The organism is Microbacterium sp. Root280D1, from assembly GCF_001428975.1.
In the GTDB taxonomy this organism is placed as follows: Bacteria; Actinomycetota; Actinomycetes; order Actinomycetales; family Microbacteriaceae; genus Microbacterium.
Genome location: NZ_LMJK01000002.1, coordinates 693218 through 708879, shown reverse-complemented (window position 1 = coordinate 708879; position 15662 = coordinate 693218). Strand labels below are relative to the sequence as shown.

The following is a 15662-nucleotide window of genomic DNA, read 5'->3' as shown; positions in this document are numbered from 1 at the left end:
ATCCACGAAGGGAGCCCACGATGGATGGCCTCGGTTCACGCATCGTCATCGTCGCCTTCGACGGGTGGAACGACGCAGGGGAAGCCGCGAGCGGCGCGGTCGCCGCACTGCGCGAGACGACGGATTACGACCTCGTGCACTCGATCGACCCGGAGCTGTACTTCGACTACCAGTACACGCGCCCTGCGACGAAGATGGACGCCGAAGGGCGTCGCCAGCTCACCTGGCCCGAAGCCGGACTCTGGCGCCCGCGCGACCCGGGTCCCGGTCCCGAGTTCTGGATCCTCACGGGAGTGGAGCCTGCGCGCACCTGGCAGGCTTTCGCGTCGGAGTTCATCGACGTCGCTCTCCGCGACGACATCACGGGCTTCGTGACGCTCGGCGCGATGCTCTCCGACGTGCCCCACACCCGCCCCATCTCGATCTTCGCGTCGAGCCAGAACGAGCAGGTCCGCGAGGCGCACGGCCTCGAGCGCTCGCTCTACGAAGGCCCCGTCGGAATTCTCAGCGTCATCGAGCACTTCGCCGAGAGCGCCGGCATTCCGACCGCCAGTCTGTGGGCGAGCGTGCCGCACTACGTCGCCTCCGCCACACCGTCGCCCAAGGTGACCCTCGCTCTTCTCGATCGGCTCGAGGAGCTGACCGGCGTGGACGTGCCTCGCGACCACCTGCGCACCGAGGCCGCCGCCTGGGAGGCATCGATCGATGCCGCCGCCGCGGACGACGAGGACATGACCGAGTACATCCATCAGCTCGAGCGCACGCGCGACACGTGGGACTCCCCCGATGCGTCGGGCGATGCCATCGCTCAGGCCTTCGAGCGCTATCTCAAGCGCCGTGGCGACGGCCCCGGCGACCACAAGCGGTAGTCGCCGGGGCCCTCGTCATCACGCCGCGATGACGCCGGTCCCCAGCAGCACCAGGAGGACGGTGCCCAGGAGGATGCGGTAGATCACGAACGGCAGGAAGCTCCGCTTCGAGATGTAGTTCATGAAGAAGGCGATCACGCCGAGCGCCACGACGAATGCGATGCCCGTCGCCGCGAGCGTGTCTCCGAAGGAGAAGAACGACGGCTCGTCCCAGCTCTTGAACACCTGGTAGAAGCCACTGCCGAACACGGCGGGGATCGCGAGCAGGAACGCGTAGCGAGCGGCTGCGGCACGCTCGTAGCCGAGGAAGAGTCCCATCGTGATCGTTCCACCGGAGCGCGAGACTCCGGGGATCAGCGCCAGAGCCTGCGCGAAGCCGTACGCGATGCCGTGCGGGTAGGTGAGCTGATCGAGCTTGCGCCGCTTCGCGCCGACGTGGTCGGCGATCCCGAGCAGGATGCCGAAGACGATCAGCATGATCGCGACGATCCAGAGGGAGCGGAAGACGGTCTCGATCTGGTCCTGGAAGAGCAGCCCCAGGACCACGATCGGGATGCTGCCGATGATGATCATCCATCCCATGCGCGCATCCGGATCGCTGCGCGGGACCCTGCCGGTCAGCGACCGGAACCACTGCGCGATGATCCGCACGATGTCGCGCCAGAAGAACACCACGACCGCCGCCTCCGTGCCGATCTGGGTGATCGCGGTGAACGCGGCGCCGGGATCCTCACCCGAGGGCAGGAAGGTGCCGAGGATGCGCAGATGGGCGCTGGAGGAGATCGGGAGGAACTCGGTGAGTCCCTGGACGATGCCGAGGATGAGCGCTTCGAACAAGTGCATGGAGGAGCTTTCTGAGTCGTGGTGCGCGGACGTGGAGCCGAGAGCTCAATACGTGCGCAGCAGATCGGCCAGCACCCGCTGACCGAAGACAAGCGATTCTACGGGCACCCGCTCATCGACCCCGTGGAACATCCCGGTGAAGTCGAGGTCTGCGGGAAGCCGGAGAGGCGCGAACCCGTACCCGGTGATTCCGAGATAGGCGAGCGCCTTGTTGTCGGTTCCTGCACCCAGCAGGTACGGGATGACCGGCACGCCGGGGTCATGCCGGCCGAGACTCGCGACCATCGCCTCGACGAGCTCGCCGTCGAAAGGCGTCTCCATGCCGATGTCCCGCACCACCGTCTGGATCTCGATCTCGTCGCCGACGATCTGCTGCAGCTCGGCGAGCACGTCGTCTTCGGTTCCGGGGATCACCCGCACGTCGATCAGCGCCTCGGCACGCTCGGGGATCACGTTGTGCTTGTATCCGGCGGACAGGGCGGTCGGGTTCGTCGTCGTGCGGAACGACGAACGGAGGAAGGCCTCGGCGGGCCCCGCAGCCGCCGCGAGGGCATCCGGGTCGTCGACGGAGCGCCCGGTGAGATCGCTCAAGCCCTGCAGCAGTGCCTCGGTGGTGGGAGTGAGTCGCAGGGGCCACCGCGTGCGACCCAGGGCCGCCACGGCCTCCGCGAGCTTCGTGACCGCATTGTCGTCGTGGAGACGGCTTCCGTGGCCGGCGCGGCCCTTCGCCACGAGGCGTATCCAGATGAGCGCCTTCTCCCCCACCTGCAGCAGGTAGGCGCGGCGATCGTCGACCGTGATCGAATAGCCGCCCACCTCGCTGATCGCCTCGGTCGCGCCCTCGAACCACTCGGGGCGGTTCTGCACGACGAGAGCCGATCCCTCGACTCCGCCGTTCTCCTCGTCGGCGAAGAAGGCGAGCACGAGGTCGCGTTCGGGCTGCTCGCCCGCTCGCAGCAGGTCGCCGACCGCCGTCAGGATCATCGCGTTCATGTTCTTCATGTCGACGGCGCCCCGCCCCCAGAGCATGCCGTCCTTGACGACGCCCGCGAAAGGATCGACGGTCCAGTCCTCGGCCATGGCCGGGACGACGTCGAGGTGCCCGTGCACCACGAGCGCCGGCTTGCTGCGGTCGCGTCCGGGCACCCGCGCCATGACGTTCGTGCGCCGCGGGATGGGCTCGTAGTACTCGACTTCCAGGCCGAGATCCTGCAGATAGGCGCCGACGTACTCGGCCGCTTCCCGCTCGCCCTTCGCGTTGCCCCCGCCGAAGTTCGAGGTGTCGAATCGGATCAGGTCGCGCGCGATGCGAACCACCTCGGGCAGAGACACGTCAGTCATGGAGTCCAGGCTATCGAAAGGCCGTGGCGCGCCCGGGCGTCGCCGTCGGTTTCTGAGTGCCCCGAAGCTCGTGCTAATGTAAATCTTCGTTCGGCAACGAACATCCAACACCTGCGCGGGTGGCGGAATGGTAGACGCGCTACGTTGAGGTCGTAGTGCCCGTAAGGGCGTGGGGGTTCAAGTCCCCCTCCGCGCACAGACAGGCCCCGGATATCCACATGATATCCGGGGCCTTCTTCGTTTCCGATGTCGCCGTGTCGTCGGACAGGACTCGCGTGGATCGTCGAGTCCTGTCCGACGCGGTCGGGCCGGCGCCTGTCAGACCGCGCCGACGCCGAACACCAGACCGAGCACGTACGTGACCGCTGCGGCTCCGAAACCGATCGCCAGCTGACGCAGCGCACGACGCAGGGGCGGGCCTCCGGACAGGATGCCGACCATCGCTCCCGTCGAAAGGAGCGCAATGCCCACGAGCACGAGAGCGACGACCACCGCTGTGGTCCCCTCGAGCCCGAAGAGCCACGGGAGCACGGGGATGATCGCGCCGGATGCGAAGAGCAGGAAGCTCGAGATCGCGGCGGTCCAGTCGCTGCCGACGATCTCGTGGTCGTCTCCGGCATGGACGTGGACCGGCCCTGTGGCGGTGCGTTCCACGCCGGCGCGCGCGGCATCGACGATGCGCCGTGCGCGCTCCAGAGCCTCCTGCTGGCCGATCCCGCGCGCCCGGTATACCAGAGCGAGCTCGTTCTCATCGATGTCGAGGTCGGCGGCGGATGCCGCGGCATCCTCGTTGGCCTCCGTCGACGCGAGCAACTCTCGTTGAGACCGCACGGACACGAACTCCCCCGCCCCCATCGACAGCGCCCCGGCGAGCAGGCCTGCGATGCCGCTGAACAGGACGAAACCCGAACTGACGCCCGTGGCGCCGATGCCGAGCACGAGCGCGAGGTTGCTCACGAGGCCGTCGTTGGCCCCGAAGACCGCTGCGCGGAACGAGCCCGACAGGCGACGCCGGCCCCGCGCAGCGAGACCGCGAACCACCTCGTAGTGCACTTTCTCGTCAGCGCGCATCGCCGGCGTCGCGTACTGCTCCGAGTCGTACGGTGAACGTGCCTCGGCGCTCTGCGCGAGGGCGAGCACGAAGATGGATCCGAAGCGGCCCGCCATCCAGCCGAGGAGGCGGGAGCGGATGCCGGCGCGTGGCAATCGGCCCGGTTCCGCGCCGAGCAGATCGAGCCAGTGCTGCTCATGGCGCCGCTCGGCGTCGGCGAGGCTGAGAAGGATCTCACGCTCCTCCCCCGTGCGTCGGCTCGCGAGCTTCTGGTACACGTGTCCTTCGGCGCGTTCCTCGACGAGGTACCGCGCCCAGCGGCGGCGGTCTGCGGCGGTGGGCTCGGCGGCAGCGGGGGCTGTCATGAAGTCTCCTGATCGACGGTCCCCGTTCTCGGGGCAACCGTTCAACGCTAGCTTCGGGAGCCCGTCTCCATCGCACCCGGCGACGGTATTGCCAGCTTTTCGGGTATCCGAACCGACGCCAGGGTTCAGGAGCGGACGCGCTTGCGGAGCACGTCGATACGGGACTGCAGCTGCGTCACCGTAGCCTGGGCGACTGCTGGTCCGCCGCAGATCCGGCGCAGCTCGGCATGGACCGCGCCATGCGGTTCACCCTTCTGACGGGCGTACAGCCCCACGAGGCTGTTCAGCAGCTGCCGCTGCTCGCGCAGCGTGCGGTGCAGGGGCGCAGGGAGCGTCGTCGTCTCGGTGGGGCCCGCCTCGGCTTCTCTCGTCTCTCGCAGTCGCGTCTGCCGCGCCTGTCGCTGCATCAGGAGCTCGTGCACGTGCTCGGGCTCGAGAAGACCGGGAAAGCCGATGAACTCCTCTTCTTCGGGGGTGCCCGGCTCGGCCAGCTGACCGAACTCCTGGCCCTCGAACACGACGCGGTCGAAATGGGCCACCGATGAGAGCGCCTGATAGCTGAATTCCTGGGTCAGCGCGTCGGACGCGTCGTCCTCGCGGTTCGCGGAGTCGAGCAGCGAGTCCTCAAGCCCGTCGTCGTCCTTCGACTGACGGTCGAGCGCGTGATCGCGCTGCTTGTCCATCTCGTTCGCGAGACCCATCAGGACCGGCACCTGAGGGAGGAATACGCTCGCGGCCTCGCCACGGCGGCGTGCTCGCACGAATCGGCCGATGGCCTGAGCGAAGAACAGCGGCGTCGACGACGACGTGGCGTAGACGCCGACCGCGAGACGCGGCACGTCCACCCCCTCGGACACCATGCGCACCGCGACCATCCAGCGGTCCTCGCTGTTGCTGAACTTCTCGATGCGTTCGGAGGCCGTCGCGTCATCGGACAGGACGATCGTCGGCTGCTGACCGGTGATGCTGTGCAGGATCTTGGCGTAGGCACGCGCGACGGTCTGATCGGTCGCGAGCACCAGGCCGCCGGCATCCGGAACGTGATGCCTGATCTCGGTCAGACGACGATCGGCTGCGGACAGCACAGCCGGCATCCACTCGCCCTCGGGGTCGAGCGCCGTGCGCCAGGCCTGCGAGGTCACGTCCTTGGTGTTGTCCTGCCCGAGATGCGTCTCGAGCTCGTCTCCGGTGCTCGTGCGCCATCGCATCTTGCCGGCGTACATGTGGAACAGCACGGGGCGGACGACGCCGTCGGCCAGGGCGCGACCGTAGCCGTAGTTGTAGTCGGTGCGGGAGATCCGTGCACCGGACTCGTCAGGGTGATACTCCACGAACGGGATCGGTGCGGTGTCGCTGCGGAAGGGCGTTCCAGACAGCAGCAGTCGGCGCTTCGCCGGCCCGTACGCGTCTCGGATCGCATCACCCCAGCTGAGGGCGTCTCCGCCGTGATGCACCTCGTCGAGGACGACGAGGGTCTTCGCATCCTCGGTCAGATGACGGTGGACCGACGACTTCGCCGCGACCTGCGCGTAGGTCACGACGGCGCCGTGGTAATGCCGCGCCGGCGCCCAATGACTGTTGCGGAACCGGGGATCCAGACGGATGTGCACCCGCGCTGCTGCATCGGCCCACTGCGTCTTGAGATGCTCGGTCGGCGCGACCACGATGATCCGGTTGACCTCCCCCATGCGCATGAGCTCGACCGCGAGGGTGAGCGCGAAGGTCGTCTTGCCTGCACCGGGTGTCGCCGCGACGAGGAAGTCACGCTGATCCGCCTGGAAGTACTGTTCGAGCGCCTCCTGCTGCCAGGCGCGCAGCTTGTTCGCAGTACCCCAGGGGGCGCGCTGGGGGAAGGACGGAGAAAGCATCGAGTCAACGATAATCGCTGCCGCCGACACTCGGCACGCTCACGCGATCCGCCGCGCGCGTCCTCCCCACAGCCCACGCACCCGAGTAGGCTCGGTCACTGCGTGGCCGCCCCACATGGGCCGCGTTCGTTCGCGAAGGAGAGCTGGATGACAGACCAGGATTCGATCCGAACCCCGGAACTCGACAACGAGAATCCGCACCCCTGGCGGAGGTTCGTCGCGATCGGCGACTCGTTCACCGAGGGGATCGGCGACCCCGACCCGTCGCAGCCCGGCAGCCACCGCGGCTGGGCCGACCGCGTCGCCGAGGTGCTCTCGCGTCAGGTCGACGACTTCGCGTACGCCAACCTCGCCGTGCGCGGCAAGCTGATCGCCCAGATCGTGCGCGACCAGATCGAACCCGCCGTGGCGCTGCATCCCGACCTGATCTCGATCTGCGCGGGCGGCAACGACGTGATCCGTCCGGGCACCGACCCCGACGCCATCGCCGTCCAGCTGGAGGACGCCGTCGCACGCCTGTCGTCGACGGGTGCCGCCGTGCTGCTGTTCACCGGGATCGACACCGCCTTCACTCCTGTCTTCCGAGCGTTCCGCGGCAAGGTCGCGATCTACAACGAGAACGTCCGCGCGATCGCCGAGCGCCACGACTGCATCGTCGCCGACCAGTGGGCGCTCAAGGTCGTGCAGGACATGCGGTTCTTCGATGACGACCGTCTGCACTACAACTCGCTGGGCCATCATGAGGTCGCCCGCATGGCGCTGCGCGCGCTCAACGTGCCCAACGACCTCGAGTCCATGCAGCCCGAGCCGCTTCCGCTGCGCACCTGGCGGGAGGCGCGCTCCGAAGACCTCGGCTGGGCGCGGGAGCATCTGGTTCCGTGGGTGCTGCGGCGTCTTCGCCATGAGTCATCCGGTGATCACATCGTCGCGAAGCGTCCCGAGCCCTCGCCGATCATCTTCCCGTCGTCCGACTGACCATCTCATCTCATCCCGTCAGCGGCGTCCGAGCGCCCACAGCGCCACGGCCGCGGCAGACGCCACGTTCAGCGAGTCGACGCCTCCCGACATGGGAATCGTCACCACGGTGTCTGCCTCGTCGAGGGCGGTGCGTGAGAGTCCGTCGCCTTCGGATCCCATGACGAGAGCGACGCGCTCGGGACGCGACGCGACGTAGGCGTCGAGAGTCACCGCGTCGTCGCTCAGCGCGAGGGCTGCGACGTCGAACCCCGCGGCATGAAGGTCGGTGACGGCGGACGCCCAGTCCGTGATCCGGGTCCACGGCACCTGGAACACCGTTCCCATGCTGACGCGCACGCTGCGCCGGTACAGCGGGTCGGCTCCCCCGGGAGACACCAGCACGGCATCCGCTCCGAGCGCGGCGGCCGCACGGAATGCGGCGCCGACATTCGTGTGATCGCCGACGTTCTCGAGAATCAGCACGAGCGTGGCCGAGTCGATGACCTCACGCACCGTCGGCAGGTCAGGACGATGCATCGAGGCGATCGTGCCCCGGTGCACGGCGAAACCGGTCAGCGCCTCCGCCACGTCGTCCGGGACGACGTACACAGGTACATCGAGTTCTCCGACGATCGCTCGGATGTCCTCCACCCGCCGCTCCTGAACGAGGACCGATCGCGGACGATGCCCCGCAGCGACGGCTCGCGCGATGACTTTCGTCGATTCGGCGATGTACAGCCCGCCGGCCGGGTCGCTCACACTTCGGAGCGCGGTGTCGGTCAGTGCGCGATAGTCGTCGAGTCGTCGATCATCGGGATTCGTCACGCGCAGCAGTTCCACGAGCCCCAGTCTGCCATCGCTCTCCGAGTCGCCGTCGCGGTCGGCCGCGACGCGTCGAGCGGGCCTGCGCACGCCGTAGACTCGCACAGGGAGGTCCTGTGAGCGCATCGAGTCCGGTCGAACTGTCGACCACCATCGCTCGCACCGCCGAACTCCTGCGCGGTCGAAAGATCGCCTTGCTCACCGGCGCCGGGATCTCCACGGACTCGGGAATCCCCGCTTACCGCGGCGAAGGGTCGCGCAACCGGACTGATCCCATGACGATCCAGCGGTACCTGGCCGATGAGACGGCGCGGCGTCGTTATTGGGTCGGCGGGCATCTCGGCTGGCGGGCGTTCGCCCGCGCCGAGCCGAACCCCGGCCATCTCTCCCTCGCCGCCATGGAGTCCTCCGGACACGTCACCGGCGTCATCACCCAGAACGTCGACGGACTGCATCTGCGCGCGGGCAGCTCGCACGTCATCGAAGTGCACGGCACCATGCGCAGGGTTCTCTGCCTGAAGTGCGGCCAGGTCTTCGATCGCCGCGACATCGCAGTGCAGATCGAAGAGCGCAATCCGTGGATCTCCGTCCCCGAGAACGTGGCGCTCGCTCCCGACGGCGACGTTCTCCCCGAGAGCACCGACGGCTTCATCGTGCCGGTGTGCACGGTGTGCGAAGGAATGCTGAAGCCCGACGTCGTGTTCTTCGGGGAGTACGTGCCGCAGGGGCGCTTCAAGGCCGCGGAGTCGCTGCTCCGGGCGAGCGATGCGCTGATCGTCGCCGGCTCTTCCCTCGTCGTCAACTCCGGCGTGCGCCTCGTCGAGCGTGCACGACGCCGCAGCATCCCCCTGATCATCATCAACCGCGAGCCGACGCGCGCGGATGTCTGGGCCGATGCCACCATCGCCGCAGGCACCAGCGACGTGCTCCCCGCGATCCGGGAGCTCCTCGAATGACTCTGCTCACGCTCATCCGCCACGGCCAGACGGATTGGAACCTCGCCCGACGGATCCAGGGCTCCACCGACATCCCCCTGAACGAGAAGGGCCGTGCGGACGCACGCACCGCCGCGGATCGTCTCGAGGGCGTGACACATCACTCGATCTACGCCAGCCCGCTGAAGCGGGCGCGGGAGACGGCAGAGATCATCTCCGAAAGCCTGGGCCTCGGGGCTCCCGTGCTGGTGCCGGACATGCGCGAGCGCGAGTTCGGTGAGGGCGAGGGCATGCTCGTCTCCGACTACATCGAGAAGTACGGCGATTGGCTCTCGCCGGTTCCCGGCGCGGAGACCCTGGAAGGTGTCGCCGAACGGGCGCTGGTCGCCCTCGACGCGATCGCCCGCGATGCTCGCCGTCGCTCCGCACCGGTGGCGGAGTCCGTCATCGTCGTGACGCACGGCGGCGTGATCCGGTCACTGATCAACCACGTCTCGGGCGGCACGCTGCCGCGCGTCGGCGAGGTGCTCGCGAACGGTTCCGCCCACCGTTTCGAGGCCTCCCCCGGATCTCTGCGTCTCATCGACCAGGCGATCCTGGTCTGAACGACAGACCGCCACAGGTCGTTCGATCAGCGGGTGCGACCGAGCAGCGACCGAGCATGCCTCAGCACGGGCTCGTCTATCATGCGTCCGTCGAAGCGGAACACGCCTCGCTCGCTCGCTGAGGCGGCGAGAACCCGGCGGGCCCACTCGAGCGTCGCGTCGTCCGGAGCGTACGCCGCGCGGATGACCGCCACTTGACTCGGGTGGATGCACGCGGTCGCGACGAACCCGGACGCGGCAGCGTCGACAGCCTCGGCCTCCTGACCTGCGACATCGCCGATCTCGATGTGCACGGCGTCGATGGCGCCCTTGCCCTGTGCCCCCGCTTCGAGGAGAACGCGGGAGCGGGCATAGCGCGCGATGTCTCGATAGCCACCCTCCGGTGTGCGGCTCGATGTGCCGCCGAGGGAGGCGACGAGATCCTCCGCGCCCCACATCATCGCGACGACCTGCGGATGTGCTGCGATGCGATCTGCCGCGTGGATCCCCTTCGCCGTCTCGCACAGGGCGATCAACGAGAACCTCTCGTCGAAAGCGGTGAGGCTCTCAGCGCTCTCGGTCTTCGCGACCATCACGGTGCGGAAGTCGGTCTGAGAGAGCATGGCGAGGTCTGAGACGAAGGCGTCGGAACCCGGTGCGTTCACGCGGACGATCACTCGATCGGGGTCCAGGTCGGCATCGACGAGATTGTCGCGAGCTGCGGCCTTCGCCTCGGCCAGGACCGCGTCTTCGAGGTCGAGGATGACAGCGTCCGCCTTCTCGAGGGCGCCGCGGAACCGTTCGGGTCGATCGGCAGGGCAGAAGAGCAGTGCCGGTCCGAGATCGAAGCTCATCGTTCCCCCTCGGGAAGACAGTGCACGAGCACCGTTCGGGTCGCGGTGGCGACGACTGTGCCGTCCTGGTTGCGTCCGGTATGCGCGATGGTCACGATCCCCTGCCCCGCTCGTGACGTCGAGAGCCGCTTGTCGACGACCACGCTCTCGGTGTACAGCGTGTCACCGGCGAACAGCGGATGCGGGAAGGCGATCTCGCCCAACCCGAGCTGAGCCACCAGGGTGCCTTGCGTGAGCTGCGCGACGGATGCCCCGACCATGGTCGAGAGCGTCCACATCGAGTTGATCAGACGCGCACCGAACGGCTGCTGCCCATCGGCGAAGGCGGCGTCGAGGTGCAGCGCCTGGGTGTTCATCGTGAGCGTCGTGAAGAGGACGTTGTCGGCCTCGGTCGCGGTGCGCCCAGGGCGATGAAGATATCGGGCATCGGTGACGAACTCCTCGAAGAAGAGACCACGCTGGACGATGTCGTGCATGATCACCTCACCTCCTCGGTTCGCTGAGCGGATGGCATCCTGCCACGCTACCCGGCGAGCCCCAGCGCTCGCGCGATCACGAGGAGCTGCACCTCGGTGGTGCCCTCGCCGATCTCGAGGATCTTCGAGTCGCGATAGTGACGGGCCACCGGGAACTCGTTCATGAAGCCGTTGCCGCCGAAGATCTGCGTCGCATCCCTGGCGTTGTCCATCGCGGCCTCGCCCGCCACGAGCTTCGCGATCGCCGCCTGCTCCGCGAACGGCCGCCCGGCGTCACGGAGCCGTGCCGCATGGTGCCAGGCGAGCCGTGCCGTGTGCACTCGGGCACGCATGCGCGCGAGGGTGAACTGCGCGTTCTGTCGCGTGCTGAGGGCGCTGCCGAAGATGGTGCGACTCTTCGCATACTCGACGGCTGCCTCGAGGCAGCCCTCCGCGGCGCCGGTCGACAGCGCGGCGATCGCGATGCGGCCCTCGTCGAGGATGCTCAGGAAGTTGCGGAAGCCGCTCCCCTGCTCGCCCAGGAGGTTGCCGGCGGGGACCCGTGCCCCGGTGAAGCTGAGCGGATGCGTGTCGGACGCGTTCCACCCGACCTTGTCGTACGGCGCCTCGACGGTGAAACCGGGTGCGCCGTTGGGCACGATGATGGTTGAGATCTGCTTGCGGCCCCCCTCGTTCCCGGTGACCGCGGTGACCGTGACGAAACGCGTGATGGGCGTTCCTGAATTGGTGATGAACTGCTTCGACCCGTCGATGACCCATTCGTCGCCGTCGAGCCGGGCGGTGGTCCGGGTCGCTCCCGCGTCGCTCCCGGCCTCCGGCTCGGTGAGGCCGAAGCCCGCGAGCGCTCGGCCGGCGAGCAGGTCCGGCAGGTACTCCTGCTTCTGCTCCTCGGTGCCGAAGCGGAAGACGGGCATCGCACCGAGGCTGACTCCGGCTTCGAGCGTGATGGCGATGGACTGGTCGACGCGTCCGAGCGCCTCGATCGCGATGCCCAGCGCCATGTAGTCGCCGCCCTGACCCCCGTACTCCTCGGGGAACGGCAGGCCGAACAGCCCGAGGTCACCCATCTGGGCGACCACGTCCATCGACAGCGTGTGCGTGCGGTCCGCCTCGTAGGACTGCGGCGCGACGACCGTCTCGGCGAACTCGCGCACCATCGCCGCGAGTTCGCGCTCTTCATCGGTCAGCTCATGCATCGTCACTTCTCCTCCGTCGTCATGTGCGCGACCGGCTGGTCGCGTCGAACCTGATCGCCGACGGCGACCATGAGGCGCACCGTCCCGTCCTGGGGCGCCAGCACCGGGTGCTCCATCTTCATCGCCTCGATCGAGACGAGCGGCGTGCCGGCGGTCACGACGTCGCCGTCGCGGACATGCACGGCCACCACGCTTCCCGGCATCGGAGCTCTCGCATCCGGACCGTTCGCGGACTCGCTCTGCTCCCTCTGCTGCAGACGGTGCAGCAACAGGGCTCGGCGATCGAGAGGCTCCAGGCGCACGGTGCGTCCGTCCTCGCTGACCCAGACCGCACCGTCGTCGTCCACCGCAGCGATGGCGCGCGACCGCGAGCCGCTGGATGCAGGCGCGGGGATGACCTCGCCGCGTTCGGTCCGGAAGGAGATCTCGCGCCGATCGTCCTGCGTGAGGTCCTGCCACACCGCGCCCGCTCGCTGACTCGCCCTGGTCGCGCCGACCGCGTCATCCGTGCCTGAGACGGTTCGCCGTGCGGCGGCCAGCATCGTCGGCGATGGCGGCTCCTCGACGAGCGGCAGAAGCGTCTCGATGAGTCCCGTGTCGAGGTCCCCGGCCGTGACCCGCTCATCGCGGCAGAGTGTGCGCAAGAACCCGATGTTCGTGTCCACACCCAGCACGACGGTCCTGCTCAGAGCCTCATCGAGCAGGCGGAGCGCGGTGGTCCGGTCGTCAGCGAACGCGATGATCTTCGCGATCATCGGGTCGTAGAATCCGGTCACGTCGTTGCCCGTCTCCACGGCCGCATCGACCCTCACGCCGCGCGGCGGATCGAACAGCAGCACGCGTCCGGTCGAGGGCAGGAATCCGCGCTCCGGCGATTCCGCGTACACGCGCGCCTCGACGGCGTGACCGTGCAGACCCGGCGCAGGGTCGAGAAGTCCGCCTGCCGCGACGTGGATCTGCAGGGCGACGAGGTCGAGGCCGGTGACCTCCTCGGTGACGGGGTGCTCGACCTGCAGACGGGTGTTCATCTCGATGAAGAAGACCTGGTCCGGAAGATCGGCGTCGATGAGGAACTCCACGGTTCCGGCGCCGACGTACGAGACGCTCTGTGCGGCCTGCGTGGCGGCTTCGAGGAGTCGGTCCCTCGTCGACTCGGGGATCCCCGCAGAGGGAGCCTCCTCGATCACCTTCTGGTGACGTCGCTGCAGCGTGCACTCGCGCTCGCCGAGGGTGATCACCGTTCCGTGAGCGTCGCCGAACACCTGCACCTCGATGTGCCGGGGGCGTCGGATGAGCCGCTCCAGGATCAGGGAGTCGTCACCGAACGCCGAACGCGCCACCCGTCGAGCGGACGCCAGTGCGGCGCTGAGCCCGGATGCCGCCTCGACGACCTCCATACCCTTGCCGCCGCCGCCCGCACTCGGCTTGACGAGCAGCGGGTAGCCGACAGCGTCGGCCTCGTCAGCGATCTCCGCGTCCGACAGTCCTCTCGCATCGAAACCCGGCACCACCGGGACCCCGGATCGCACGACATGGTCGCGGGCCTTCGCCTTGTCTCCCATGATCTGGAGTGCGTCGACCGACGGACCGATGAAGACGATGCCGCTCTCCGCGCATGCCTCGGCCAGCCCGACGCTCTCCGAGAGGAATCCGTAGCCCGGATGGATGGCCTGCGCTCCGGTCGCGCGGGCTGCGGCGATGACGGCATCGATGTCGAGGTACGACTCGGCGACCGGCGCCGGGCCGATCCGCACGGCTTGATCGGCCTCGCGCACATGGGGGGCGTCGGCATCCGCATCGCTGTAGACGGCGACGCTGCGGATGCCCATCGCACTGAGAGTGCGGATGACCCGGCGTGCGATCTCGCCTCGATTGGCGACGAGGACGCTGTCGAAACGATGGGAGGTGGGGACACTGTTCGTCATTGCGGTCACATCCGGAAGAGGCCGAAACGCGGCTCGGGCAGAGGGCTTCGCGCGACCACATCGAGGGCGAGCCCCAGCAGGTCGCGGGTCTGGGCGGGGTCGATGATGCCGTCGTCCCACAGGCGGGCGGTGGCGTAGTACGGCTCACCCTGGGTCTCGTACTGCTCCCGGATGGGCTGTTCGAACGCGAGCCTCTCGTCGGTATTCCACGCCTGTCCGCGAGCCGTCAGCTGGTCGTCCTTCACCGTCCCGAGAACGGAGGCCGCCTGGGCGCCGCCCATCACCGAGATACGGCTGGCCGGCCACGTCCACAGGAAGCGAGGCGAGTACGCACGTCCGCACATGGAGTAGTTGCCGGCCCCGAAGGATCCGCCGATGATGACGGTGAGCTTCGGCACGCGGGTGCTGGCGACGGCGGTGACCATCTTCGCTCCGTCCTTCGCGATGCCGCCCGCTTCGGCTTCCGATCCGACCATGAAGCCGGAGATGTTCTGCAGGAACACCAGAGGGATGCCGCGTTGGTCGCAGAGCTCTATGAAGTGCGCGCCCTTGAGGGCGGATTCGCTGAAGAGCACTCCGTTGTTCGCGACGATCCCGACCGGGTGCCCGTGCAGGCGCCCGAACCCGGTGACGAGGGTCGTGCCGTACTCCTTCTTGAACTCGCGGAACGTGTCGCCGTCGATCAGCCGATCGATCACCTCGTGCACGTCGTACGGGGTGTTGACGTCGACCGGGACGACGTCATAGAGCGAGCCGGGTTCGGACGGCCGACGCGACTCGACCACGTCCCAGACCGGAGCGAGGGGCGACGGCAGGGTGGCGACGATGTCGCGCAGGATCTCGAGTGCGTGCTCCTCATCCTCGGCGAGATGGTCGACCACCCCGCTGCGCCGGGCGTGCAGTTCGCCGCCGCCGAGCTCCTCCGCCGACACGATCTCACCGATCGCCGCTTTCACGAGCGGAGGGCCGCCGAGGAAGATCGTCCCCTGGCCGCGCACGATGACGGTCTCGTCACTCATCGCGGGGACATAGGCTCCGCCCGCCGTGCACGAACCGAGCACGGCGGCCAGCTGCGGGATCCCCTCCGCGGACATCCTGGCCTGGTTGAAGAAGATGCGTCCGAAGTGCTCGCGGTCCGGGAACACCTCGTCCTGCTTGGGGAGGAAGGCGCCGCCGGAGTCGACGAGGTAGAGACACGGAAGTCGATTCTCGAGCGCTATCTCCTGTGCGCGCAGGTGCTTCTTGACCGTGAGCGGATAGTAGGTTCCGCCCTTGACTGTCGCGTCGTTGCACACGACCATCACGTGCCTGCCGTGGACGAGGCCGATCCCCGCGATGACTCCCGCGGCTGGCGCCTCTCCCCCGTACAGTCCGTCGGCCGCCAACGGGGCGATCTCGACGAAGGGGCTGCCCTCGTCGAGGAGTCTGGTCACGCGATCACGCGGGAGGAGCTTGCCGCGCTCGATGTGCCGTTCCCGGGACGCCTGCGGCCCCCCTTGAGCGGCGACGGCCAGTCGTTCGTGCAGCTCGGCAGCGAGAGACTGCTGGGTTGCGGGCATCGTGACGTCCTCCTCGA

General features: G+C 68.2%; 14 protein-coding genes and 1 tRNA gene. 5 read left to right on the top strand and 10 right to left on the bottom strand.

Annotation, left to right across the window (positions count from 1 at the left end; translation table 11 throughout):
• Nucleotides 1–20: 20 nt before the first annotated feature.
• Nucleotides 21–869 (top strand): PAC2 family protein, encoded by an 849-nt coding sequence (locus ASE34_RS09600; protein ID WP_053096058.1) that lies wholly within the window; start codon nt 21–23, stop codon nt 867–869.
• A gap of 18 nt (nt 870–887) precedes the next feature.
• Here ASE34_RS09600 and ASE34_RS09595 read toward each other — a convergent pair whose 3' ends face one another.
• The gene (locus ASE34_RS09595; protein ID WP_053096057.1) at nt 888–1712 is read right to left on the bottom strand and encodes an undecaprenyl-diphosphate phosphatase; all 825 of its coding nucleotides are present in this window, start codon (nt 1710–1712) and stop codon (nt 888–890) included.
• 45 nt (nt 1713–1757) lie between these two features.
• Entirely contained in the window at nt 1758–3053 is a 1296-nt protein-coding gene (locus tag ASE34_RS09590; protein WP_056278716.1) for a M20/M25/M40 family metallo-hydrolase, read from the bottom strand.
• Nucleotides 3054–3166: 113 nt separating this feature from the next.
• Here ASE34_RS09590 and ASE34_RS09585 point away from each other — a divergent pair.
• Nucleotides 3167–3249 (top strand) — tRNA-Leu (locus ASE34_RS09585).
• Between the two features lie 122 nt (nt 3250–3371).
• On the opposite strand, the gene ASE34_RS09580 is transcribed toward ASE34_RS09585, so the two are convergent.
• Nucleotides 3372–4469 carry a VIT1/CCC1 transporter family protein gene (locus tag ASE34_RS09580; protein ID WP_056278715.1) on the bottom strand — a complete coding sequence of 366 codons (1098 nt, stop codon included), beginning with the start codon at nt 4467–4469 and terminating at the stop codon, nt 3372–3374.
• Between the two features lie 125 nt (nt 4470–4594).
• Nucleotides 4595–6337 carry a DEAD/DEAH box helicase gene (locus ASE34_RS09575; RefSeq protein ID WP_072591269.1) on the bottom strand — a complete coding sequence of 581 codons (1743 nt, stop codon included), beginning with the start codon at nt 6335–6337 and terminating at the stop codon, nt 4595–4597.
• Nucleotides 6338–6484: 147 nt separating this feature from the next.
• On the opposite strand from ASE34_RS09575, the gene ASE34_RS09570 reads away from it, so the two are divergent.
• Nucleotides 6485–7312, top strand: coding sequence for an SGNH/GDSL hydrolase family protein (locus tag ASE34_RS09570; RefSeq protein ID WP_053096053.1), 828 nt, complete (start codon nt 6485–6487; stop codon nt 7310–7312).
• 18 nt (nt 7313–7330) lie between these two features.
• Here the strand turns inward: ASE34_RS09570 and ASE34_RS09565 are convergent, their stop codons facing one another.
• Nucleotides 7331–8134: a TrmH family RNA methyltransferase gene (locus ASE34_RS09565; RefSeq protein WP_053099109.1), complete on the bottom strand. Its 804-nt coding sequence runs from the start codon at nt 8132–8134 to the stop codon at nt 7331–7333.
• Nucleotides 8135–8232: 98 nt separating this feature from the next.
• Between ASE34_RS09565 and ASE34_RS09560 the strand changes: the two genes are divergently transcribed.
• Together ASE34_RS09560 and ASE34_RS09555 are read left to right on the top strand one after the other, a co-directional pair.
• Nucleotides 8233–9072 (top strand): Sir2 family NAD-dependent protein deacetylase, encoded by an 840-nt coding sequence (locus ASE34_RS09560; protein WP_056278713.1) that lies wholly within the window; start codon nt 8233–8235, stop codon nt 9070–9072.
• A complete protein-coding gene (locus tag ASE34_RS09555; RefSeq protein ID WP_053096051.1) occupies nt 9069–9656 on the top strand; it encodes a histidine phosphatase family protein in 588 nt (195 codons plus the stop codon). Before ASE34_RS09560 ends, ASE34_RS09555 begins: the two co-directional genes overlap by 4 nt.
• Before the next feature lie 26 nt (nt 9657–9682).
• Here the strand turns inward: ASE34_RS09555 and ASE34_RS09550 are convergent, their stop codons facing one another.
• Genes ASE34_RS09550 through ASE34_RS09530 form a run of 5 tightly spaced genes read right to left on the bottom strand, consistent with a single transcriptional unit; the run spans nt 9683 to nt 15645 of the window.
• Nucleotides 9683–10489 (bottom strand): HpcH/HpaI aldolase/citrate lyase family protein, encoded by an 807-nt coding sequence (locus tag ASE34_RS09550; protein ID WP_056278712.1) that lies wholly within the window; start codon nt 10487–10489, stop codon nt 9683–9685.
• Nucleotides 10486–10965 carry a MaoC family dehydratase gene (locus ASE34_RS09545; protein ID WP_056279055.1) on the bottom strand — a complete coding sequence of 160 codons (480 nt, stop codon included), beginning with the start codon at nt 10963–10965 and terminating at the stop codon, nt 10486–10488. The genes ASE34_RS09550 and ASE34_RS09545 overlap by 4 nt, the downstream gene beginning before the upstream one ends.
• Before the next feature lie 47 nt (nt 10966–11012).
• A complete protein-coding gene (locus ASE34_RS09540) occupies nt 11013–12161 on the bottom strand; it encodes an acyl-CoA dehydrogenase family protein (protein WP_056278711.1) in 1149 nt (382 codons plus the stop codon).
• 2 nt (nt 12162–12163) lie between these two features.
• Nucleotides 12164–14086 (bottom strand): acetyl/propionyl/methylcrotonyl-CoA carboxylase subunit alpha, encoded by a 1923-nt coding sequence (locus ASE34_RS09535; protein WP_056278710.1) that lies wholly within the window; start codon nt 14084–14086, stop codon nt 12164–12166.
• Nucleotides 14087–14091: 5 nt separating this feature from the next.
• The gene (locus tag ASE34_RS09530; protein ID WP_056279054.1) at nt 14092–15645 is read right to left on the bottom strand and encodes a carboxyl transferase domain-containing protein; all 1554 of its coding nucleotides are present in this window, start codon (nt 15643–15645) and stop codon (nt 14092–14094) included.
• Nucleotides 15646–15662: the final 17 nt, after the last annotated feature.